Origin of the sequence: Amycolatopsis sulphurea, assembly GCF_002564045.1 — a bacterium.
Taxonomy (GTDB): domain Bacteria; phylum Actinomycetota; class Actinomycetes; order Mycobacteriales; family Pseudonocardiaceae; genus Amycolatopsis; species Amycolatopsis sulphurea.
The window spans coordinates 51,574-72,503 of record NZ_PDJK01000002.1 but is presented as its reverse complement, the minus strand read 5'-3'; the positions used below and the strand labels follow the sequence as shown (position 1 = coordinate 72,503).

Below are 20,930 nucleotides of genomic sequence, written 5' to 3'. Positions count from 1 at the left end.
GTGCGGGTTCACGTCGTTTCGGACGTGCACGGCAACGCCGACGCGCTGAAGCGGGCGGGGGACGGGGCGGACGCCCTGGTGGTACTCGGCGACCTGCTGGACTTCGTGGATTACCACGACCACGACAAGGGCATCATGGGCGTGCTGTTCGGTGCGGACAAGGTGGGCGAGTTCGCCCGGCTGCGCCGCGAAGGCACCCGTGAGGACACCGTGGCCTACTCCCGCACGCTCTGGACCACGTTGGCAGACCCCGCCGCGGCGGTGGACGAGGCGATCCGCGAGCAGTACGCGGCGTTGTTCGCCGCGATGACCGCGCCGACCTACGCCACGCCCGGCAACGTCGACGCGCCCGCGCTGTGGCCGGAGTTCACCGGATCCGGGGTACAGGTGCTCGACGGCGAAGCGGCCGTCATCGGCGGGCTGCGCTTCGGCTTCGTCGGTGGCGCAGTACTGCCCGAAGGCGTCGTCCCCCGTCCGCGCAAGGGCGCGGCCTGGCGGCCCTATCTGCGGGTGCGCGAGGAGTTCGACGAGGCAGTGGCCGGGCTGGCCGATCTCGACGTGCTGTGCACGCACATCCCGCCTGCGGTGCCGGAGCTGACCTACGACGTGATCGCCCGGCGGTCCGAGCTGGGTTCGCAGGCGCTGCTGCGGCTGATCCGGCGGCAGCAGCCGCGCTGGTCGCTGTTCGGGCACGTGCACCAGCCACTGGCCGCGCGGCGGCGGGTCGGGCACACCGAATGCCGCAACGTCGGTCACTTCAAGGAGACCGGGCAGCCCTACGTGCTGCGCTGGTGACCCGGCTGTCCGGCTACCCTTCGTCTCATGGCCGAGCAGTCCACGCAGTCCATCGAGGTCGACGCCGAGCCCGCGCGGGTGCTGGCGGTGATCGCCGATTTCCCCGCGTACCCGGAGTGGGCCAAGGCCGTCCGGGAGACCGAGGTGCTGGGCACCGGCGACGACGGCCGGGCGAAGCAGGTCAAGCTGACCCTGGACGCCGGTCCGATCAAGGACGTGTACACCCTCGAATACGACTGGGACGCCTCCGGCCTCGGCGTCAGCTGGCACCTGGTGAAGGGCCAGATGCAGAAGGCACAGGACGGCCGGTACGCGCTCGAACCGCTGGGCGGCGGGCGTACGCGGGTCACCTACACGCTGTCGGTCGAGCTGGCGCTGCCGATGATCGGGCTGCTGCGGCGCAAGGCGGAGAAGATGGTGATGGACACCGCGCTCAAGGAGCTCAAGCGGCGGGCCGAGGGCTAGATGCGCATCCTGCTGTTCACCGGCAAGGGGGGCGTCGGGAAGACCACGCTCGCCGCGGCGACCGCGCTCGCGCTCGCCGTCCGTGGCAGGAAGACGCTGGTCGTCTCGACCGATCCGGCGCATTCGCTCGGCGACGCCTTCGGTGCCGAGCTGGGCAGCGAACCGGCCGAAGTCGACGTACGTGGCGACGGGAGCCCGGCCGGGCTCTGGGCGGCGCAGGTGGATTCGCGGTCACTTGCCGACCGGAGCTGGCACGAGCTGCGTCGTGAGCTGCACACTGTGCTCGCCGGCGCCGGCTTGGACCTGCTGGACGCCGAGGAGTTGACCGTTCTGCCTGGCGTGGACGAGCTGCTCGCGCTCGGCGAGGTGCGCCGGCTGGCTACCCACGGTCCGTGGGACACCGTGGTGGTCGACTGCGGCCCCACCGCGGAGACACTGCGGCTGCTCGCCCTGCCGGAGGCGATTTCCGGCTACCTGAACCGGGTGCACGGCGGACGCCGCCGTCGGATGGCGGACTCGGTGCGGCGGCTAGGCGCGCACCTGGACACGCTGCGGGAGCTGCTCACGGATCCGGCCGTGACGACTGTGCGGCTGGTGCTCACCCCGGAACGGGTCGTGGTCGCCGAGGCCCGCCGCACGCTCACTTCGCTGGCGTTGCGCGGGATCGCGGTGGACGGGCTGATCGTGAACCGGCTGATGCCCGCGCCCGGGTTCTGGCGTGGCTCGGCGGCGAACTGGCTGCGCACGCGCCGCTCTCAGCAGGACGCGGTGCTCGGCGAACTGCGGGACGCCGGGATCCGGCCCGGTGAGCTGGCGCTGGTGGAACACCGGGCGGGCGAGCCGGTCGGCCCGGCCGCGCTCGGGCAGCTCGCGCACGAGCTGTACGGGAGCCGGGATCCCTTGTCCGGCAACGGGAAACCGGTCACCCCGTTGCTGCGCGTACAGGCCGTGGACGACGGTTTCCGGCTGCGTGTGGCGATCCCGCTGGAGCGGGGCTCGGCAGTGGACCTGGCGCGGGTGGACGACGATCTGGCGATCACCGTGGACGGGTTCCGCCGGCTGGTCGCCCTGCCGGAGACCCTGCGCCCGTGCCGGATCACCGGTGCGGAATCCGATGCCGAGGGCCTGGTGATCACCCTGGCCGGGAACCGGGGGCCCGGGTGAGCGAGACGGACGGGACGGCGGAGGACCCGGCGGGCCTGCGGCTGGCCGAGGAGATCCGGCTGCTGGTCGAGATGGTGCTGGAGCGGGCCGCGCCGTGGCTGGACGGGGTGGTCGCGGCCGGGCACGGCGAGCCGGACCGTGCGCCGGGCCACGAAGAGGAGGCCTCGGCGTGCGGCTGGTGCCCGCTGTGTGCGATCGTCGCCGTCGTGCGTGGCGAGCGGCCGGAGTTCGCGGCGCGGCTGCTGGAGCAGGCGGCGCAGCTCGTGGCACTGCTGCGGGCGGTGCTCGCGGACCGCTGGGAACCGGACGAGGGAGTGCACATGCCGGGGTTCCGGCCTGCCACGCGCCCGGCGGCCGGGGAGACCGGGGAAACCACTGCCGCGGAGTCGCCGCGGGTGCAGCGCATCGTCGTCCGCCGGCGGGAAGACCGGCGGCCGGAGCAGGAGAACTGAGTGCTGACCATAGGGGTCGACGTCGGCGGGACCAGCGTACGTGCCGGGGTGGTGGACGAGCGGGGCTCCCTGCTCGACACCGCGCGCGTCGCGACGCCGAGTGAGGAGAACGCGCTTGAGGACGCCATCGCGGGCGTCGTCGAGGACTTGCGCAACCGGCACGCGGTCGCCGCGGTCGGGCTGGCCGTCGCCGGATTCGTGACGCGGGACCGGCGGTCGGTGATGTTCGCGCCGCACTTGGCGTGGCGCGACGCGCCGGTGGCGGACCGGATCGCCAAGCGTGTCGGCCTGCCGGTCACGCTGGAGCACGACGTCAACTCGGCGGTGATCGGCGAGCACCGGTTCGGGGCCGCGCGCGGCGCCGGGGTGGCCGCGCTCGTCGCGCTCGGCACCGGGATCGGCGCGGGCCTGCTGCTGGACGGCGAGATCTACCGCGGCGCGCACGGCGTGGCGCCGGAATTGGGCCACCTGACCGTGGTGCCGGACGGCCGGGCCTGCCCGTGTGGCAAGTACGGCTGCTGGGAGCGCTACTGCAGTGGCACCGCGCTCGCGGCGACCGCGGTCGAGCTGCTGGCCCGCTACCCGGGCCAGTCCACCGTGCTGTCCCGGGAGATCGCCGGGGACCCGGGTTCGGTCACCGGCCGCCGGGTGGCCGGCGCCGCCCGCGACGGCGACCCGATCGCGTTGCGCGCGATGGCCGAGCTGGCGAAGTGGCTCGGTGAGGGGCTGGCGCTGGTGGCCGACGTGTTCGACCCGGAGATCATCGTGATCGGCGGCGGGGTGTCGGAATCCGCGCCGCTGTTCCTCGACGAGGCCCGCGAGCACTATTCGGGTGCGATCACCGGTGCCCGGTTCCGTCCGCTGGCCCGTATCCGCACCGCACACCTCGGCGACGACACGGCCATCGTCGGCGCCGCTGCCCTCGCGCTGGACGCCGCCCGCACTCCCGCCCTCGGCGCGACCGGCTGACCCCCCGCCGCACGGCTGTGAAGGGTCCCTTCACGGACTCTGAGTCCGTGAAGGGACCCTTCACAGCCTGGCGGGCCGGTGTGGAAGGCTGAGAAGGTGACGCCGAAGACCGCCAACCGTTTCGTGCGGTGTTCGTGCGGCCGGTTGCATTGGGGAGCGCTGGGCGCGGCCGGTCTGCTGCTCTGCGATCCCGCGCGCGGCGTACTGCTGCAACGGCGGGCCTGGTGGGTGCACAACGGTAGTACCTGGGCGCTGCCCGGCGGTGCGCTCGAAATCGGGGAGACCGTGCGGGAGGCCGCGGCCCGGGAGGCGTGGGAAGAGGCCGACGTGCCCTCGTCGGCGTTCCGGGCGACGTCCGCCTTCGTGCTCGATCACGGAGCGTGGCAGTACACGACCGTGCTCGGCGTGACCGGCAGCGATCTCGAAGCCAGGGTCGCGAACGAGGAGAGCGCCGAACTGCGCTGGATCCCGCCCGGCGAGGTGCCGGACCTGAAGCTGCACCGCGATTTCGCCGAGGTCTGGCCGACATTGCGGGCCCAGCTGGGCCGGGAGCTGGTCCTGGTGGTCGACGCGGCGAACGTGATGGGCTCGCGTCCGGACGGCTGGTGGCGGGATCGTCGCGGCGCCGCCGAACGGCTGCGCGACCAGCTGGCCGGGCTCGCCGTCGAAGGCCTGGACGACGCGGTCACCGGGATCGGCGCGGGGCCACAGTGGCGATGGTGGCCGCGGGTGGTGCTCGTGGTGGAGGGCAAGGCCAGGGGAGTGTCCACGATTCCTGGCGTCGACGTCGTTTCGGCGGACACGGACGGCGATTCGAAGATCGTCGAGGTCACCGCCGATGCTCGCACGAGGACGACGGACCACGTGGTCGTCGCGACCGCCGATCGTGAGCTGCGTGGCCGGGTGTCCGCGCTGGGCGCGGGGGTGCTGGGCCCGGGTGCGTTGCTGCGCGAGCTGAGCTGATCCGCGGGGAACTGCTTGATCCTCAACGGGTCGCGTTGGTACGGAGATCAGCTGTACCGCACGGGGTTGGGCGAGCCGTGGCAGTCAGTGCGCGCCGCCGGTGGCTCGCGCCGACGTGCAGGATCTGCGCCACGTCGGCTGTCTCGCGGGTGCGGTCCAGTCGCCGCGCAGCCGGGGACCGCCGTCCGAGGAGGTCCGCGAGATCTTCGGTAATCGGCCGCGAGAGCCGAGTGTCCGTGCTTGCACCGGGGTTTCGTGCTCGGGGGCCGAGCCGATGCGGTGATCTCGCACGTAGACCCGCGGCCGGGTCGTCCGCGTTCGGCTTGTCGTCAGCAGGCCCGAAGGCCTGGTTCAGCCGTGGGGCACGCCATCCCGCATCTCCGCCACCAGCGAAGCCACAACGGCCTTCAGCGAACCGTGGCAGTTCTCCGCGACCGTCCGCTGCCGCCGGTAGCTCGCGCCGACGCGCAGGATTTCCGCTACGTCGGCCAGCTCGCGGACGCAGTCGAGCCGCCGCGCGACCGGGGCGAGGCGTTCGAGCAGGTCGGTCAGGTCCTCGGTGACCAGCCGCTCGCGACCGGCGGCGTCGAGGATGACGATCGCGTCGGTGCCGTAGCGGGCGGCCCGCCACTTGTTCTCCTGTACGTGCCACGGCGGCAAGACCGGCAGGCGCTCGCCCTGGTCCAGCCGGGTGCTGAAATCCTCCACCAGGCATTGGGTGAGCGCGGTGACGGCACCGACCTCCTGCAGCGTCGGCAGGCCGTCGCACACCCGGGTCTCGATCGTGCCGAAGTGCGGCGCCGGCCGGATGTCCCAGCGGATCTCGGAGAACGCGTCGATCACGCCGGTCTTGAACATGTCGCCGACGTAGTGCTCCAGCTCGGCCCATTCCCGGAACTGGAAGGGCAGCCCGGCGGTGGGCAGCTGCTGGAACATCAGCGCCCGATTCGACGCATACCCGGTGTCCTCCCCGCTCCAGTAGGGCGAGGACGCCGACAGCGCCTGCAGATGCGGGGCGTAGCAGAGCAACGCGTCCAGCACCGGCAGCACCTTGTCCCGGTGATCGAGGCCGACGTGCACATGCACGCCGTAGATCAGCATCTGCCGGCCCCACCAGCGGGTGCGGTCGATCAGCTTGGCGTACCGCGCCTGGTCGGTGACCTTCTGCCGGTACCACGAGGAGAACGGGTGCGAACCGGCGGAGAACAGCTCCACGCCGAGCGGATCGGCGACCCGGTGCAGCTCGTCCAGCGCCGCCGCCAGATCGGCCTTGACTCCGGCGACCGTGCGCCGCGCTCCGCTGATCACCTCGATCGTGTTCAGCAGCAGTTCCTGTTTGATCCGCGGGTGCTCGGCGGCGCCGTCCGGGCGCACGGCCGCGAGAATCTCCCCGGCCACCGATCGCAGTTCGCCGCTGCGCCGGTCCACCAGCGCCAGCTCCCACTCCGCCCCGACCGTCGAACGCGCCGACGGCGTGAAATCGATCCGCATGCCCGCCCGGTCAGACCTGGGCGCCGTTGCTCGGGTCCGCACCGGGCGGCGGTCCCTGCCGCACCCGTAACAGCAGCAGCGCGATGCCGGTGGCCAGCGCGAGGATGCCCAGCGGGGTGGCCAGCGCCGGGCCCACCCCGATCAGGTTCGGCACGATCAGCAGCAGCAGTCCTGCCACGAAGAACAGCAGCACCACGAACGCACCCTTGCGCCAGCGCGGCAGCGGCGGCGGCTCCGGCGGCTCGAAGTGCTCGTCGTCGCCGGCCGGGTCCTCCGACAGCATCGTGGTGTCCCAGTCGGTGCCGCCGGTCCGCCAGCCGTCCTCGACCGGCAGCGGCGTGGCGGCCGGTTTCGCCTCCGGCGGCTCCTCTTCGAGGAGCGTGGCGGACGGCTCTTCCTCCAGGAAGCTGCCCACGCCCTCGGCGCGCAGATCGGCCACGATCTCGGCGAAGGTGGCGTCGACGTCCTCCGGCCCGTCCGGGCCCTTTCCGCGGGTCATCCGGCACCCACCTGTCCCGCCCGCAGCCGCCGGGCGAACTCGACACTCCGGTTGAAGATCAGCTCCGCGTCGTAGTCCTGGGTCGCCACGTGGAAGCTCTTCTCCAGCACCACCTCGGTCACGTCCGGGCCGGCCACCCCGGCCAGCACGATCCGCGCGTTCTCCGGCTCCACCACGTGATCGACCCGGGAGCGCAGCAGCAGCACCGGCTGGGTCACCTGATCCAGCCGGGTACGGACCACCCGCCACAGCTTCGCCAGGCTCGCCGCGGCCCGCACCGGCGTGCGCGGGTAGGCCAGCTCGGTCTCCCCGGGCTTGGCGATGTCGTTTCCGATCGCCGGAATCGAGGGGATCACCCTGGCCAGCAGCGGCAGCACCTTGGCGTCCATGCTCAGCCGGGTGACCGACGGGTTGACCAGCACGAGCCCGGAGATCCAGTCGAACTCCTGGGCCAGCGCCAAGGCGAGGGTGCCGCCCATGGACAGGCCGCCGACGAACACCTGATCGCATTCGGCGCGCAGCGCGAGCAGCTCCTCGCGGACCGCGCCGTACCAGTCCTGCCAGGTGGTGCGGTTGAGATCCTGCCAGCGCGTGCCGTGGCCGGGCAGCAGCGGGCAGCGCACCGCGAAACCGGCCGCGGACAGGTGCTCGCCCCAGCCGCGCAGGCCGGCCGGGGTCGCGGTGAAGCCGTGGCAGAGCAGGAAGCCCGCACCGGACGTGCCGGGGAGGGCGAACGGTTCCGCGCCGGCGAGCACGCCCATGACGAACGCCTTCCGATCGGGGGTGGCGGTGGAGTTCTTCCATGCTCTCACGCCGGAGCCGGGTTGTGGGCGCGCTGGGCGGGCCGGGGGACCGGCACCGCGCTGTGAGATCGATCGCTGGCCCGGGGTGATCGGGTGGCCGCGCGTTGTCCGCGGCGGTCCGGGTCCGTAGGCTGTCTGGTCGGCGGATCTCCCGCGGTGAAAGGACTGGCGCGCGGTGCTGTACTTGCTGATGAAGTGGGTGTTCATCGGACCGCTGCTCAAGACGCTGTGGCCCACCAAGGTGGTCGGCGCGGAGAACATCCCGCGCACCGGGGGTGCCATCCTGGCCGGCAACCATCTCGCGGTGGCGGATTCGTTCTTCATGCCGCTGCGGGTCCGCCGCAAGGTCACCTTCCCGGCGAAATCCGAGTACTTCACCGAGCCGGGGTTCAAGGGCCTGCTCAAGAAGTGGTTCTTCACCGGGGTCGGCCAGTTCCCGATCGACCGGTCCAGCGGCAACGCCGCGCAGGCCGCGCTGGACACCGCCACCCGGCTGGTCAAGGAAGGGCACCTGCTCGGCATCTACCCGGAGGGCACCCGCTCGCCGGACGGCCGGCTGTACAAGGGCAAGACCGGGGTGGCCCGGATCGCGCTGGAATCGGGTGGCCTGGTGGTCCCGGTGGCCATGGTCGGCACGGACAAGGTCAACCCGATCGGCTCGAAGATGTGGTGGCCGCGCCGGCTGGAGATCCGGTTCGGCGCCCCGCTGGACTTCTCCCGCTACGAGGGCATGGCGGGCGACCGGTTCATCGAGCGCTCGATCACCGACGAGATCATGTACGCCCTGATGGAGCTGTCCGGCCAGGAGTACGTGGACATCTACGCAGCCAAGGCCAAGGAGCTGCTGGCCGCGGAGGCGGCCGGGGCTCAGCCCCAGGTGCCCGCGCAGCCCGTGGGCCTGGACGCGGACCGCGTGCCCGAGCGCAAGGCAGGGTAGCGCCCGCCACGGTCACCCCCTGCGGCGCTGCTAACCTCCGCCGGTGCGTTTTTTCTACGACACCGAGTTCATCGAGGACGGCGTGACGATCGATCTGGTGTCGATCGGTGTCGTTGACGAGCGTGGCCGCGAGTTCTACGCCGTGTCCACCGATTTCGACCCGGGCAAGGCGGGCCCGTGGGTGCGCGAGAACGTCCTGCCCAAGCTGCCCTCCCCGGCCGACCCGGCCTGGCGCGGCCGCGAGCGGATCCGCACCGACCTGCTGGAGTTCTTCGGCAAGCCGCCCGGCGGGATCGAGCTGTGGGCCTGGTTCGCCGCCTACGACCACGTCGCGCTGGCCCAGCTGTGGGGCCCGATGCCCGCGCTGCCGCGTCAGCTGCCGCGGTTCACCCGCGATCTGCGTCAGCGCTGGGAGGACGCGGGCAAGCCGAAGCTGCCCGCCGCCCCCACCGACCAGCACGATGCCCTCGCCGACGCCCGGCACAACCGGGACCGCTGGGACGTCATCGAGACCGCGTTCCGCCGCCGCTGAGCCGCTGCGGGGTCACTGGTCCAGCCGTTCGAGGTACATGCCCGCCACGCCCTGGCCCGGCCGGTTCAGGCATTCGAACTCGGGGTACCCGGTGGCCTGGGTCTGCCGGTGGAATTCCCGCAGGCAGTTCCCCAGCGCCTGCTGGCCGTAGGAATCGGGATGGAAGGACTCCTCTTTCTGCCCTTGCGGCCGGAAGATTCCGACGGACAGGAACCGCATCCATTCCGCGTCCCGGTCCGGGACGGGGTGCGTCAGGCTCTCGCCCTGGCGTGCCTGGCGGACATTCCGGGCGCACACCTCGTGGCCGTCGAAGGCCCACTGGAGGTCCAGGTAGAAGAGACCCTTCCGGGTCGCGACCTTTTCCAGCATCTCGGCGATGCCCGGGACCACCCGCCGTCGGGCCCAATCGGTGTCCTGGTTGAAGAACGGGCATCCGCCCGGGCTGTACCGGTCGGAGAGAGTGCCGGTCCAGCTTTCCGGATGCCGGTAGTTTCCGGCGACCGGAACCGGTGAGGGATAGGACTGGAGAGCGAAGGTGTACGAGTTGTCGGGTTGCCCGGCCGCGCGCATGACCTCGCGAATCCGGTCGATCACGTTCGCGATCTTGTCCGGTACCTCCCGGGCCAGTTTCTCTTCGACTTCCCAGTCCCACTTTTGCCAGCAGTATCCGCCTACCGGTCCGGCGACGTAATTCTTGATACAGCTCTCGATGATGCCGCTGAACCCGAGATCGTTGCCGCCGATGGAGAGCTGGATCAGCTTGATCTCGTGCGTCCTCGCGAGGTCCCGCAGCGCGTCTGCCTGCGGCTGTTGCCCTTTGAAGGGCTTACCGCCCGCGTACCCGGGCAGGACGTTGTCGGTGACCGCTCCGGAGCAGGCCAGGTTGACCGCGCGGTCCGCGGCGATCCCCGACGACACGATCTCAGCGACATCCGAGCGGTGGCAGCCGTTCTCCTTGCCCGTCGTGGGGTCCAGATAGGTGTTCCCGTAAATGGCGAACGGGTCTTTCGTGCACCCGGCCTGGCCGCATACGGTGGCCCGGTCGGTGCCGTACATGTCGTGGGTCGTGCTGTAGGCCAGGTCGACGTTGCCTTGCCACCGGCCGCCTTCCCCGGAGATGAAGCTGTCGCCGAGGGACACGATCGCGGTGGGCTTCTGCTGGGCGCCCTGCGCCGCCGCGGGGCAGGCTGCCAGGAGCACGACGGCCGAGGCGATCGCGAGGACGCCGCGCGGGGCGTTTCGCAGGCGGCCGGAAATGGTGGCACGCATGAGTTTTCTCCTGAAGGTGGGGGTCTTCACGGGGAATTCCCGGGTTCTCCGCGTACGCGAAGCCGCGGGATCTGCGTGGCCGTGCGGGCCTGAGCCCATGACCCGCACGGCCACGCTCGGCTCAGTCGACGATCCTGGCGTACTGGTAGCGGGTCTGGCCGTTTTCGTCGCCGGAGTGCTGACGGCCGACCATCACCTCGTAGTCGCCAGCCTTGGAATAGCTGCTGCTCTCCTTCTGGTCCGGCGACCACCGGTAGGAGGTGAGTTCCACGGTGCGTCCCCACGCGGACATGGTGGCGGTCGCGTACCTCGTGCTCCCGTTCTCGTCGCCGGAATGCTGACGGCCGACCAGGACTTGGTCGCCGGGAGCGGCGAAGAAGGAATTGCTTTCCCTCTGCGAGGCGCTCCAGGTCGGCGCACCGACGCGGACCTGCTGCCCGTCGATGAGGATCAGGCCGCAGTAGTAGGTGGTGTTGCCGTTCTCGTCACCGCTGTGCGACCGGCCCAGCAGGACCTGGTTGGTCGGGCAGAGGACGGGAGTGCCCGACGATTCCTTCACGGTCTGGGTATAGCCGTCGATGATGATGATCTCGGCGGTGGTGCTCGGTGCGGCTACTGCCACCGCGGCGCTGCCGGCGCTGAGAATTCCTGCTGTGCAGGCGAGTGCCAGTGCCCGCAGGCCGATACGGGACAGAGATCCCATGGGATTCCTTTTCTCTTGTGATAGTCTGATTTCGCCAGTCGCCGGAAAAGCCCGCGTGAGAATGTCTTCACGCGCGCAGGGAAAATCACCGGACAGAGTTCCCGTCCGGTGCTTCCGTCTCCTCTTCTGTGATTTCGGGGCGGAAGGGTCAGGTCACAGGATTCGCAGGGGAATGCCCGTTTCCGGCGACACCGCGAGCCCGCCGTTGCCGCTCTCGGTGTGCAGAACATTACTCGCCGGGTGCGGGAATGTGATCCCTCAAACGAGTCATGCCCGGCTTTCCGTCGTTTGGTGGAGTCACCTGTTCTTTCCCGGTGCCGGTTTCCTGCGCCGATGCGGCGGCTCGCCCGCGGCGATGTCGATCTTGCCGCTGGCCATCGCCCGCTCCGGGCCGACGCGGGCCCCATCGTCGCCGAGAGTCACCACATTCCCGGGCTTATCACCTGGGAGTGTGGGTAATCGGCCGGCCGGGTGCCGACCGAAGCTGCCGCTGCGAGGTTCCTCGGCCCGGCCGGATCTGCCCGCCACGAGTGTGCGAGCCGCCGAACCTGCGTGGCCGTGCGGGCCGAAGCCCGTGACCCGCACGGCCACGCTCCGATCAGCCGACGACCTTCGCGTACTGGTAGCGGGTCTGGCCGTGCTGGTCGCCGGAGTGCTGACGGCCCACCATCACCTCGTAGTCGCCGCCCTTGGAGTAGCTGCTGCTCTCCTTCTGATCCGGTGACCACCGGTGGGAAGCGAGCTGCACGGTGCGTCCCCACGCGGACATGGTGGCGGTCGCGTACCTTGTGGTCCCGTTCGCGGAATCCTGGCCGACCAGGACGCGATCAGCCGGGGCGGCGAAGGAGGAATTGCTCTCCTGCTGCGCGGTGCTCCAGACCGGCGCGCTCACCGTGACCTGCTGCCCGTCGACGAGGACCAGGCCGCAGTAGTAGGTGGCGCCGCCGTTCTGGTCACCGTTGTGCGACCGGCCCAGCAGCACCTGATTGACCGAGCAGAGAAAGGGGGCGCCCGACGATTCCTGGACCGCCTGGACAGTGCCGTCGAAGATGATGATCCGATGCGCGGCACCCGGTTCGGCCACGGCCACCGCGGCGCCACCGATCAGGGCCGCGCAGGCCAGTGCCAATGCCCGTCCGCCGATGCGGGACAGAGATCCCATGGGGATACCTTTTCTCTCGTGACAGGATTTTCTCTCGTGACACGGTGAGGTTTGCGGCCGCCCGGAGCGAACCCGCGTGGAAATGTCTGCACGCGGGCAGGGAAAAGGCATCGAACGGGCTATCGCGGACGTTCGATGCCTCCGTCTTCCTTCCCTGCTCCGGGACGGCCGTGCCAGGTCACGGGATTCGCGGGTGAATGCACGGTTTTTCCGGCGACACCGCGAGTCCGCAATCGATGCTCTCGGTGAGCAGAACATTACTCTCCGGAGCGCGGAACGCGATCCCTCGAACGAGTAGTGCCCGGCTTTTCACCGTTCGGTGGACCGCCGCGGTGGCTGGGCGGCTCACTTGGTCGAGGAGGCGATCTGCGGTCCGCCCATCCGGTATGTCCACTGTGGCCTCCCGGCGAAAGCCGTGCATCCGCCGGGGTCCCGCATTTACCGGCGTTCGCGCACCGCCGCGGCCAGGGTGTCCAGCAGGTCGTCGGTGGCGTTCCAGTCCAGGCACGCATCGGTGATCGACTGGCCGTAGGCGAGGTCGCCGGCCCGTCCGAGCACCAGGTCCTGCCGCCCGGCGAGCAGGTTGCTTTCCAGCATCAGCCCGGCGATACCGCGTTCCCCACCGGCGATCCGGGCGGCCAGCTCCCGCACCACCCCGGCCTGCCGGACGTGGTCCTTCCCGCTGTTGCCGTGGCTGGCGTCGACCACCAGGCGCTGCGGCAGCCCGGCCTTCGCGAGCCTGCCGAGGGTCTCGGCCACCGTCGCCGGATCGTGGTTCGGGCCCGCCGAACCGCCGCGCAGGATCACGTGGCAGTCCGGGTTGCCCGCGGTGGTCATCAGCGCGGCGAGCCCGTCGAGGGTGATGCCGGGGAACACGTGCGACGCGGCGGCCGCGCGGGTGGCGTCCACCGCGACCTGCACGTCGCCCTCGGTCGAGTTCTTGATCCCGACCGGCATGGACAAGGCGCTGCACAGCTGCCGGTGCACCTGGCTGGCTGCGGTGCGCGCCCCGATCGAGCCCCAGGTCACCACGTCCGCGATGAACTGCGGGGTGATCGGGTCGAGGAATTCGCAGCCCACCGGCAACCCGAGCGCGGACACCGCGAGCAGCAGCTCCCGCGCGATCCGCAGGCCCTTGTTCACGGCGAAGGTGCCGTCCAGGTCCGGATCGTTGATCAGGCCCTTCCAGCCCAGCGTGGTGCGCGGCTTCTCGAAGTACACACGCATCACGATGTGCAGCTCGCCACGCAGCCGCTCGGCCTTCGCGGCCAGCCGGCGCGCGTAGTCGAGCGCGGCGTCCGGGTCGTGCACCGAGCACGGGCCGACCATCACCGCGAGCCGGTCGTCCCGGCCGTCGAGGACGGCGACCGTCTCCGCGCGCCCGGTCCGCACGACCTTCGCCACCGCGGCGTCGGCCGGGAACTCCTCGCGCAGCAGGGCGGGGGAGAGCAGCGGGCTGACCGAGGTGGTCCGCTGCTGATCGAGCGCACTCGTCCCGGCAGGGGCGGCGGCGAGAGAGGAGATGGGCATGGGCGGGCGGTCCTTTCTGGGGGAACCGGCCCGCGGGGAACTCGCCGAGCCGGGAACTACTCCGGCTCGGGGTGGGGCTCAGCGCAGGGTCACGCCGCCAGACCCACCCGGGGCCGGCTTCGTAAACCAGAAATAGCGCTGCACGGCGCCACCGTAGCACAGCCGGCACCCCCCCGGCCGCGGACCGATTCGGCAGGTGGTACGGCCTGCACCGATCCAGAGGAAACCCGCTACGCTGGCCGCGTTGTGACCCCAATCTCCCCATGAGAAGAGTACGGAGGCGACAGATGCGTGTCGGTGTGCTGACGGGTGGCGGTGACTGCCCCGGCCTGAACGCGGTGATCCGCGCGGTGGTCCGCAAGGGCATCGAGGTGCACGACTGGGAGTTCGTCGGCTTCCGCAACGGGTGGCAGGGCCCGCTGACCGGGCAGAGCCGCCCGCTCGGCCTCTCCGACGTCGAGGACATCCTCACCCGCGGGGGCACCATCCTGCGCTCCTCGCGGACCAACCCGTACAACGTCGACGGCGGCGTCGAGAAGATCCGCAGGGTCCTCGCCGACCAGAGCGTGGACGCGCTGATCGCGATCGGCGGCGAGGACACCCTCGGCGTGGCGAAGCGGCTCACCGACGACGGCATCGGCGTGGTCGGCGTGCCCAAGACGATCGACAACGACCTCGGCGCCACCGACTACACGTTCGGTTTCGACACCGCGGTGTCCATCGCCACCGAGGCGATCGACCGGCTGCACACCACCGCCGAATCGCACCACCGGGCGCTGGTGGTCGAGGTCATGGGTCGGCACGCGGGCTGGATCGCGCTGCACTCCGGCCTGGCCGGCGGGGCGAGCGTGATCCTGGTGCCGGAGCGGCACTTCTCCGTGGACCAGGTCGTCTCCTGGGTCGAGCGGCGGTTCGAGAAGGAGTACGCGCCGATCATCGTGGTCGCCGAGGGCGCGCTGCCCGAGGGCGGCGAGGAGAAGCTGCTGACCGGCGAGAAGGACGCGTTCGGGCACGTGCGGCTCGGCGGCATCGGCACCTGGCTGGCGGACGAGATCGCCACGCGCACCGGCAAGGAATCGCGCGCGGTGGTGCTCGGGCACGTGCAGCGCGGCGGCACGCCGACCGCCTACGACCGGGTGCTCGCCACCCGTTTCGGCCTGCACGCGGTGGACGCGGTGGCGGACGGCGACTTCGGCACGATGGTGGCGCTGCGGGGCACCGACATCGTCCGGGTGAAGCTGTCCGAGGCGACCGCCGAGCTGAAGACCGTGCCGGTGGAACGCTACGAGGAGGCCGAGGTCTTCTTCGGCTGAGCACCTCCTCAAGTGGGGTTGCCCCCACCTGAGTACCCAGGGCGTCGGCAAAGTCGGTGTGAGGGGCCCTTCGCCGACCGTGGAGGTCCGTGAAGGTCCGTGAAGGGGCCCTTCACGGACTCAGGGTCTGTGAAGGGCCCCTTCACAGACCCGAAACCGGTCCGGCACACACCACCAGGTGGTCGCGCATCTCGAACACCACCGCTTCGCCTGCTGCCGGGCGTGATCGATCGAGATGGCAGGCGCCGTCGATGATGACGCGGCAGCCACGACTCTGTCTGCTGATCACGGGTCCTCGACCACCTTTGCCGGGACCCTGGCCTGAGTACCGGGGGCGCGCGGGATTCCGTGCGCCCCCGGTGTTTCGTTACCGTCGCCCTCGTGCGAATCCTCCTGGCGGGCCTGGCCGCGCTCTCCGTCGTCGCGGCCCCCGGTGAACTCCACTGTGGACGGTGTCTGGCGCACTGACGGCTACGGCAGCTGATCGAGGTGGCCGGCGGGAAGCTGACCACCTACGACGTCACGGAGGGCAGCTGTCTCCCGGGCTCGGTCACCGGAACCGGCGACGGGACGACGTTCGCCACCAACGAAGGCCTTGTCGCCACTGTGGACCGTCGTGCACGCATGCTCAGCTTCGATGGTGACCTGGGCGTGCGATTCCTGCATCGGTTGCCCGCCTTGCCCGCGCAATGCCGTGCCCAGCCGTCGTCGGACGCACTGTCCACTTTCGACGTCTTCTGGCGCACCTTCGCGGAGAACTACCCGTTCTTCGCCGCCAAGGGCGTTGACTGGCTCGCCGAAGGCCGGGCCGCGCGACGGCAGGTCGCCGCACACCCGGCGCCTGCTCGGGTAGCGCGGGTTCAGCCGCTCTCGTCCAGCCGGCGTTCCAGCTCGTCGAGCCGGCCGGACCAGAACTGCCGGTACGGCGCGAGCCAGGCGTCCACCTCGGCGAGTGGTTCCGGGCGGAGCCGGTAACAGCGCCGCTGCGCGGCCACCCGGACGGTGACCAGCCCGGCCTCGCGCAGCACGCGCAGGTGCTTGGACACCGCGGGCTGGCTCAGCTCCAGTTCGGCGACCAGCTCGCCGACCGAGCGCTCGCCGTCACGCAGCAGGTCGAGAAGCGCCCGGCGGCGGGGCTCGGCGAGCACGTCGAAGGTCTGCATCACCTCCGCGAATCTGCCCCGCCGGGCATATGCCTGTCAAGGAATGTGCGCCGCTACGCTACCTCCTTATGGTCTGAACCAATTCCGAAGGATTGACGATTGGTTCAGACCACTTTACGGTGAATTCGTCCCCACTTCACATCCCTGATCCGTCACCACCAGGTGACTCCCCGAAGGGAGCCGGAATGCCCCGTACGAGCAAGAGAACAGCGTTGTCCGCGCTGGCCGGGCTGGCGAGCGTCGCACTCGCCGCGATCGGGCTGGCGGTGCCCGCCGCGGCCGGCCAGACCGCCCCCGCCACCCCGCAGGCCGCCGCCGGCAAGGTGGTCGGCTACTTCACCGATTGGGGGATCTACCAGCGCAATTACCACGTCAAGAACATCGAGACCTCCGGTTCGGCCGCGAAGCTGACGCACATCAACTATGCCTTCGGCAACGTCACCAACGGCGGCTGCGCGGTCGGCGACCCGTACGCCGACTACCAGAAGACCTACGACGCCGGGGGCAGTGTGGACGGTGTCGCGGACACGTGGGACCAGCCGCTCGCGGGCAGTTTCAACCAGCTGAAGAAGCTGAAGGCCAAGCATCCCGGTCTCAAGGTCCTCTGGTCGTTCGGCGGCTGGACCTGGTCCGGCGGATTCGGCCAGGCCGCGCAGAACCCGGCCGCGTTCGCGGACTCCTGCTACAACCTGGTCAACGACCCGCGCTGGGCCGGGCTGTTCGACGGCATCGACATCGACTGGGAGTACCCGAACGCCTGCGGGCTCACCTGTGACCACAGCGGTCCCGACGCGCTGAAGAAGGTGCTTTCCGCGCTACGGGACAAGTTCGGGTCCTCGAAGCTGGTCACCGCGTCGATCACCGCGGACGGCACCGACGGCGGCAAGATGGACGCGGCCGACTACGCGGGCGCCGCGCAGTCCGCGGACTGGTACAACGTGATGTCCTACGACTTCTTCGGCGCGTGGGCGTCGCAGGGGCCGACCGCTCCGCATTCGCCACTGACGTCCTACGACGGGATCCCGACCAAGGGCTTCAACTCCGACGCGGCGATCCAGAAGCTGAAGAGCAGTGGCATCCCGTCGTCGAAACTGTTGCTGGGCCTCGGTTTCTACGGTCGCGGGTGGACCGGCGTGACTCAGGACGCCCCCGGCGGCACCGCCACCGGACCCGCCCCGGGCACCTACGAGCAGGGCATCGAGGACTACAAGGTGCTCAAGTCCAGCTGCCCGGCCACCGGCAAGGTCGCAGGTACCGCCTACGCCAAGTGCGGGTCGAACTGGTGGAGCTACGACACCCCGGAGACCATCGCGGGCAAGACGTCCTACGTCAAGACCCAGGGCCTCGGCGGCACAATGTTCTGGGAACTGTCCGGTGACACCCCGGACGGCGAGCTGATCAGCGCACTCGCGAACTGACCGGCTGAAATGCTGTGAAGGGCCCCTTCACGGACTCAGAGTCCGTGAAGGGCCCCTTCACGGTTTTGTCGGTGCCGAGGGTTATCGTGCGGCAGGTGAGGTTCAGTGGATTCGGTGAGCACGCCGTCGAGTTCTACGACGGGCTGCTCGCGGACAATTCCAAGCCCTATTGGGATGACCACGTCGCGATCTACCGGGAGCACGTGCGGGCGCCGATGGAAGCGCTGCTCGGCGAGCTGCAGGCCGAGTTCGGCGAGGGATTCGGCGCGGGCAAGGTCTTCCGGCCGTATCGCGACGTGCGGTTCGCGCGCGACAAAACGCCGTACAAGACCCACTGCGGCGGAGTGATCGAGGCGGGCCGCGGCGGCGGCGCGTACTACGTGGAGGTCGGCCCGGCCGGGCTGCGCGTAGGCGGCGGCTGCTTCCATCTCGCGCCCGATCAGCTGGCCCGGTTCCGTACCGCGGTGGACACCGAGCTGCACGGCCCGGAGCTGGCGGGCATGCTGACCACTCTGCGCAAGCAGGGCTGGGAGATCCTGGGCGACCGGCTCAAATCCCGACCGCGCGGGTACGCCGAGGACCACCCCCGGCTCGACCTGCTCCGGTACCGCTCGGTCTACGCGGCCCGGGCCTGGGCGCCGGACGATTTCCTGCACGAACGCGCGGCGCTGGACCGGGTGCGCAAGCACTGGCGGCAGGTCCGCCGGTTCAACGAATGGGCCCGTGACCACGTCGGCCCGAGCGAGCGGCCCCGCCGCTGAGCCGTTCGCCGTCCGGGACGTCCGGCGAAGACGTTCGGGAAGACTTCGCCCGGAGTTTCGGGATCGGTACAGACGGCGCTCCGGCGAGCGACTACCCTGTCCCGGTGTGAGCCGACGCGCGAAGATCGTTTGTACCCTGGGCCCCGCGACCTCCACACCGGAGAAGATGCGGGCACTCGTCGACGCCGGGATGGACGTCGCGAGGATGAACTTCAGCCACGGCAGCCACAGCGACCACAAGCAGGTCTACGACCTGGTCCGGTCCGCGGCCGCCGACGGTGGCCGGGCGGTGGGCATCCTCGCCGACCTGCAGGGCCCGAAGATCCGGCTGGGCACCTTCGCCAGCGGCTCGGCCGAATGGCACACCGGTGACGTCGTCCGGATCACCGTCGAGGACGTCGCAGGCACCCACGACCGGGTCTCCACCACGTACAAGGGCCTGGCCAAGGACGCCAAGCCGGGGGACCGGCTGCTGGTCGACGACGGCAAGGTCGGCCTGGTGGTCAAGGAGGTCGAGGGCCCGGACGTGGTCTGCGAGGTCACCGAAGGCGGCCCGGTCAGCAACAACAAGGGCGTGTCCCTGCCCGGTATGGACGTCTCGGTGCCCGCACTGTCCGACAAGGACATCGAGGACCTCGAATTCGCCCTGCAGCTCGGCGTGGACTTCATCGCGCTGTCCTTCGTCCGCTCGCCCGCCGACATCGACCTGGTGCACCAGGTGATGGACCGGGTCGGCAAGGGCAGGCTGCCGGTGGTCGCGAAGATCGAGAAGCCGGAGGCGGTGTACAACCTGGAGGCCATCGTGCTGGCCTTCGACGCGGTCATGGTCGCCCGCGGCGACCTCGGCGTGGAGCTGCCGCTTGAGCAGGTGCCGCTGGTGCAGAAGCGGGCCATCCAGATCTGCCGGGAGAACGCCAAGCCGGTCATCGTCGCCACACAGATGCTGGAATCGATGATCAGCAACTCCCGCCCGACCCGCGCGGAAGCCTCCGACGTGGCGAACGCGGTCCTCGACGGTGCGGACGCGGTGATGCTCTCCGGTGAGACGAGCGTCGGCCGCTACCCGATCGAGACCGTGCAGACCATGGGCCGGATCGTCGAGGCGGTGGAGACCGATTCCCCGGTCGTGCCGCCGCTGACGCACGTCCCGCGCACCAAGCGCGGCGTGATCTCCTACGCCGCCCGCGACATCGGCGAGCGGCTCAACGCCAAGGCGCTGGTCGCGTTCACCCAGTCCGGCGACACCGTGCGCCGGCTGGCCCGGCTGCACACCCGGCTGCCGCTGATGGCGTTCACCCCGGAGCAGAGCGTGCGCAGCCAGCTGGCGATGACCTGGGGCACCACCACCCAGATCGTGCCGCGGGTGGACTCCACCGACCAGATGATCCAGCAGGTCGACCACTCGATGCTGGAGATGGGCAAGTACCAGCGCGGCGATCTGGTGGTGATCGTGGCCGGCTCCCCGCCGGGCACCGTCGGCTCCACCAACCTGATCCACGTGCACCGGCTCGGTGAGGACGATCACGCCTGAGCGGTGCCCGCCCCGCGCGGGGTAGTTCCCGGACATGACGGAAATGGCCAGGCAGGCCGCCACCGGACTGGACTCGGTGCCCGGTGGCGGTGGCCGGCTCGTGCTCGGCAAACTCGTCGCGCTGCTGGATCTGGAGCGGATCGAGGAGAACGTCCTCCGCGGCGTCTCGCCCGCGCAATCCCCGGTCCGGGTGTTCGGCGGTCAGGTGGCCGGGCATGCGCTGGTGGCGGCCGGGCGCACCGTGCCGGAGACACGGCGGGTGCACTCGCTGCACGCTGCTTCATCCGCGGCGGCGACCCGAGCGTCCCGATCGTGTAGGAGGTGGACCGCATCCGTGACGGCCGGTCGTTCACCACCCGGCGGGTGGTGGCCATCCAGCACGGCAAGGCGATCTTCTCGTTGTCGGCCTCGTTCCAGGTCGACGAGCCGGGCATCGACCACTCCGAGACGATGCCCGAGGTTGCCGGACCCGGAGACCCTGCCGACCTTCGCCGAACGTGCCGAGGGCTTCCGCTGCGGTTCACGGGCCAGCCGCGCCCGATCGACGTCCGCTACGTCGGCGACCCGCCGTGGATCACCCGGACCAGCGGGCCTTCTCGGGGCACAACCGCGTCTGGATGCGCGCCGATGGCACCCTGCCGGACGCGCAGCTGCTGCACATCTGCGTACTTACCTACGCCTCGGACATGACCCTGCTCGATTCGATACTCGCGCGCCACGGCGTGTACTGGGACGTGGACGAGGTGCTCGGCGGCAGCCTCGACCACGCGCTCTGGTTCCATCGGCCGTTCCGCGCGGACGAATGATTCCTCTACGACAGCACCTCGCCCAGCGCTTCGGGCGCCCGGGGACTGGCCACCGGACGATTCTTCACCCGCGAGGGCGAGCACGTCGCGACCGTCGTGCGGGAGGGCCTGCTGCGAGTGCGCTGAATGCGTCCCGGGTCGTACGCAGAGTTGACCGGCTCGGCGGAAAACCATGCTTTCGTGCCGTGGAATGACCGGGAATGA

Annotated in this window: 21 protein-coding genes and 1 pseudogene; 13 read left to right on the top strand and 9 right to left on the bottom strand. The window is 70.3% G+C overall.

From position 1 onward, the window contains the following. The 6 genes from ATK36_RS06435 to ATK36_RS06410 all read left to right on the top strand — a co-directional run bounded on the left by ATK36_RS06435 (position 1) and on the right by ATK36_RS06410 (position 4,808). Entirely contained in the window at positions 1 to 795 is a 795-nt protein-coding gene (locus tag ATK36_RS06435; RefSeq protein ID WP_098510427.1) for a metallophosphoesterase family protein, read from the top strand. Positions 796 to 822: 27 nt separating this feature from the next. After that, a complete protein-coding gene (locus ATK36_RS06430) occupies positions 823 to 1,260 on the top strand; it encodes an SRPBCC family protein (protein WP_098510426.1) in 438 nt (145 codons plus the stop codon). Beyond that, a complete protein-coding gene (locus ATK36_RS06425) occupies positions 1,261 to 2,424 on the top strand; it encodes an ArsA family ATPase (protein ID WP_098510425.1) in 1,164 nt (387 codons plus the stop codon). A gap of 71 nt (positions 2,425 to 2,495) precedes the next feature. Then, on the top strand, positions 2,496 to 2,876 hold the full coding sequence (locus tag ATK36_RS06420) for a hypothetical protein (protein WP_098514686.1): 381 nt from the start codon (positions 2,496 to 2,498) through the stop codon (positions 2,874 to 2,876). Continuing rightward, positions 2,877 to 3,845 carry an ROK family protein gene (locus ATK36_RS06415; protein WP_098510424.1) on the top strand — a complete coding sequence of 323 codons (969 nt, stop codon included), beginning with the start codon at positions 2,877 to 2,879 and terminating at the stop codon, positions 3,843 to 3,845. A gap of 96 nt (positions 3,846 to 3,941) precedes the next feature. Further along, positions 3,942 to 4,808, top strand: coding sequence for an NUDIX domain-containing protein (locus tag ATK36_RS06410; protein WP_098514685.1), 867 nt, complete (start codon positions 3,942 to 3,944; stop codon positions 4,806 to 4,808). A 351-nt stretch (positions 4,809 to 5,159) separates the two neighbouring features. Here ATK36_RS06410 and ATK36_RS06405 read toward each other — a convergent pair whose 3' ends face one another. Genes ATK36_RS06405 through ATK36_RS06395 form a run of 3 tightly spaced genes read right to left on the bottom strand, consistent with a single transcriptional unit; the run spans position 5,160 to position 7,559 of the window. After that, the gene (locus tag ATK36_RS06405; protein WP_098510423.1) at positions 5,160 to 6,299 is read right to left on the bottom strand and encodes a glutamate--cysteine ligase; all 1,140 of its coding nucleotides are present in this window, start codon (positions 6,297 to 6,299) and stop codon (positions 5,160 to 5,162) included. Between the two features lie 10 nt (positions 6,300 to 6,309). Beyond that, positions 6,310 to 6,798: a hypothetical protein gene (locus tag ATK36_RS06400; protein ID WP_098510422.1), complete on the bottom strand. Its 489-nt coding sequence runs from the start codon at positions 6,796 to 6,798 to the stop codon at positions 6,310 to 6,312. Next, a complete protein-coding gene (locus tag ATK36_RS06395; protein WP_098510421.1) occupies positions 6,795 to 7,559 on the bottom strand; it encodes an alpha/beta hydrolase in 765 nt (254 codons plus the stop codon). The genes ATK36_RS06400 and ATK36_RS06395 overlap by 4 nt, the downstream gene beginning before the upstream one ends. A gap of 217 nt (positions 7,560 to 7,776) precedes the next feature. On the opposite strand from ATK36_RS06395, the gene ATK36_RS06390 reads away from it, so the two are divergent. Continuing rightward, positions 7,777 to 8,538 carry a lysophospholipid acyltransferase family protein gene (locus ATK36_RS06390; RefSeq protein ID WP_098510420.1) on the top strand — a complete coding sequence of 254 codons (762 nt, stop codon included), beginning with the start codon at positions 7,777 to 7,779 and terminating at the stop codon, positions 8,536 to 8,538. A 43-nt stretch (positions 8,539 to 8,581) separates the two neighbouring features. Then, a complete protein-coding gene (locus ATK36_RS06385; RefSeq protein ID WP_098510419.1) occupies positions 8,582 to 9,070 on the top strand; it encodes a polyadenylate-specific 3'-exoribonuclease AS in 489 nt (162 codons plus the stop codon). Between the two features lie 12 nt (positions 9,071 to 9,082). Here ATK36_RS06385 and ATK36_RS06380 read toward each other — a convergent pair whose 3' ends face one another. The 4 genes from ATK36_RS06380 to ATK36_RS06365 form a co-directional block, all read right to left on the bottom strand. Then, positions 9,083 to 10,339: an SGNH/GDSL hydrolase family protein gene (locus ATK36_RS06380; protein WP_170069642.1), complete on the bottom strand. Its 1,257-nt coding sequence runs from the start codon at positions 10,337 to 10,339 to the stop codon at positions 9,083 to 9,085. 121 nt (positions 10,340 to 10,460) lie between these two features. Then, positions 10,461 to 11,042 (bottom strand): hypothetical protein, encoded by a 582-nt coding sequence (locus ATK36_RS06375; protein WP_098510417.1) that lies wholly within the window; start codon positions 11,040 to 11,042, stop codon positions 10,461 to 10,463. Between the two features lie 598 nt (positions 11,043 to 11,640). Further along, positions 11,641 to 12,204 carry a hypothetical protein gene (locus tag ATK36_RS06370; protein WP_098510416.1) on the bottom strand — a complete coding sequence of 188 codons (564 nt, stop codon included), beginning with the start codon at positions 12,202 to 12,204 and terminating at the stop codon, positions 11,641 to 11,643. A 438-nt stretch (positions 12,205 to 12,642) separates the two neighbouring features. Further along, positions 12,643 to 13,734: a 3-deoxy-7-phosphoheptulonate synthase gene (locus ATK36_RS06365; RefSeq protein ID WP_098510415.1), complete on the bottom strand. Its 1,092-nt coding sequence runs from the start codon at positions 13,732 to 13,734 to the stop codon at positions 12,643 to 12,645. Positions 13,735 to 14,021: 287 nt separating this feature from the next. Here ATK36_RS06365 and ATK36_RS06360 point away from each other — a divergent pair, with 287 nt between their 5' ends. Next, positions 14,022 to 15,047, top strand: coding sequence for a 6-phosphofructokinase (locus ATK36_RS06360; RefSeq protein ID WP_098510414.1), 1,026 nt, complete (start codon positions 14,022 to 14,024; stop codon positions 15,045 to 15,047). A 142-nt stretch (positions 15,048 to 15,189) separates the two neighbouring features. Here the strand turns inward: ATK36_RS06360 and ATK36_RS32045 are convergent, their stop codons facing one another. Both ATK36_RS32045 and ATK36_RS06355 read right to left on the bottom strand, forming a co-directional pair. Continuing rightward, on the bottom strand, positions 15,190 to 15,336 hold the full coding sequence (locus ATK36_RS32045; RefSeq protein WP_170069641.1) for a hypothetical protein: 147 nt from the start codon (positions 15,334 to 15,336) through the stop codon (positions 15,190 to 15,192). 571 nt (positions 15,337 to 15,907) lie between these two features. Continuing rightward, a complete protein-coding gene (locus ATK36_RS06355) occupies positions 15,908 to 16,210 on the bottom strand; it encodes an ArsR/SmtB family transcription factor (RefSeq protein ID WP_211292001.1) in 303 nt (100 codons plus the stop codon). A gap of 185 nt (positions 16,211 to 16,395) precedes the next feature. Here ATK36_RS06355 and ATK36_RS06350 point away from each other — a divergent pair, with 185 nt between their 5' ends. The 4 genes and pseudogenes from ATK36_RS06350 to ATK36_RS34370 all read left to right on the top strand — a co-directional run bounded on the left by ATK36_RS06350 (position 16,396) and on the right by ATK36_RS34370 (position 20,852). After that, positions 16,396 to 17,628 (top strand): glycoside hydrolase family 18 protein, encoded by a 1,233-nt coding sequence (locus ATK36_RS06350; RefSeq protein ID WP_098510412.1) that lies wholly within the window; start codon positions 16,396 to 16,398, stop codon positions 17,626 to 17,628. Between the two features lie 95 nt (positions 17,629 to 17,723). Further along, a complete protein-coding gene (locus ATK36_RS06345) occupies positions 17,724 to 18,389 on the top strand; it encodes a DUF2461 domain-containing protein (RefSeq protein WP_098514684.1) in 666 nt (221 codons plus the stop codon). A 106-nt stretch (positions 18,390 to 18,495) separates the two neighbouring features. Then, entirely contained in the window at positions 18,496 to 19,920 is a 1,425-nt protein-coding gene (gene pyk, locus ATK36_RS06340) for a pyruvate kinase (protein WP_098510411.1), read from the top strand. A 34-nt stretch (positions 19,921 to 19,954) separates the two neighbouring features. Beyond that, a pseudogene (locus ATK36_RS34370) lies at positions 19,955 to 20,852 on the top strand (acyl-CoA thioesterase). The last annotated feature ends 78 nt before the right edge of the window (positions 20,853 to 20,930 follow it).

Bases quoted from the DNA above. Each gene is read 5' to 3' on its own strand.
- ATK36_RS06400 (WP_098510422.1), bottom strand. From the start codon at position 6,798: ATGACCCGCGGAAAGGGCCCGGACGGGCCGGAGGACGTCGACGCCACC.
- ATK36_RS06370 (WP_098510416.1), bottom strand. From the start codon at position 12,204: ATGGGATCTCTGTCCCGCATCGGCGGACGGGCATTGGCACTGGCCTGC.
- ATK36_RS06380 (WP_170069642.1), bottom strand. From the start codon at position 10,339: ATGCGTGCCACCATTTCCGGCCGCCTGCGAAACGCCCCGCGCGGCGTC.
- ATK36_RS06360 (WP_098510414.1), top strand. From the start codon at position 14,022: ATGCGTGTCGGTGTGCTGACGGGTGGCGGTGACTGCCCCGGCCTGAAC.
- ATK36_RS06395 (WP_098510421.1), bottom strand. From the start codon at position 7,559: ATGGGCGTGCTCGCCGGCGCGGAACCGTTCGCCCTCCCCGGCACGTCC.
- ATK36_RS06355 (WP_211292001.1), bottom strand. From the start codon at position 16,210: ATGCAGACCTTCGACGTGCTCGCCGAGCCCCGCCGCCGGGCGCTTCTC.
- ATK36_RS06420 (WP_098514686.1), top strand. From the start codon at position 2,496: ATGGTGCTGGAGCGGGCCGCGCCGTGGCTGGACGGGGTGGTCGCGGCC.
- ATK36_RS06405 (WP_098510423.1), bottom strand. From the start codon at position 6,299: ATGCGGATCGATTTCACGCCGTCGGCGCGTTCGACGGTCGGGGCGGAG.
- ATK36_RS06375 (WP_098510417.1), bottom strand. From the start codon at position 11,042: ATGGGATCTCTGTCCCGTATCGGCCTGCGGGCACTGGCACTCGCCTGC.
- ATK36_RS06365 (WP_098510415.1), bottom strand. From the start codon at position 13,734: ATGCCCATCTCCTCTCTCGCCGCCGCCCCTGCCGGGACGAGTGCGCTC.
- ATK36_RS06350 (WP_098510412.1), top strand. From the start codon at position 16,396: ATGCCCCGTACGAGCAAGAGAACAGCGTTGTCCGCGCTGGCCGGGCTG.
- ATK36_RS06425 (WP_098510425.1), top strand. From the start codon at position 1,261: ATGCGCATCCTGCTGTTCACCGGCAAGGGGGGCGTCGGGAAGACCACG.
- ATK36_RS06430 (WP_098510426.1), top strand. From the start codon at position 823: ATGGCCGAGCAGTCCACGCAGTCCATCGAGGTCGACGCCGAGCCCGCG.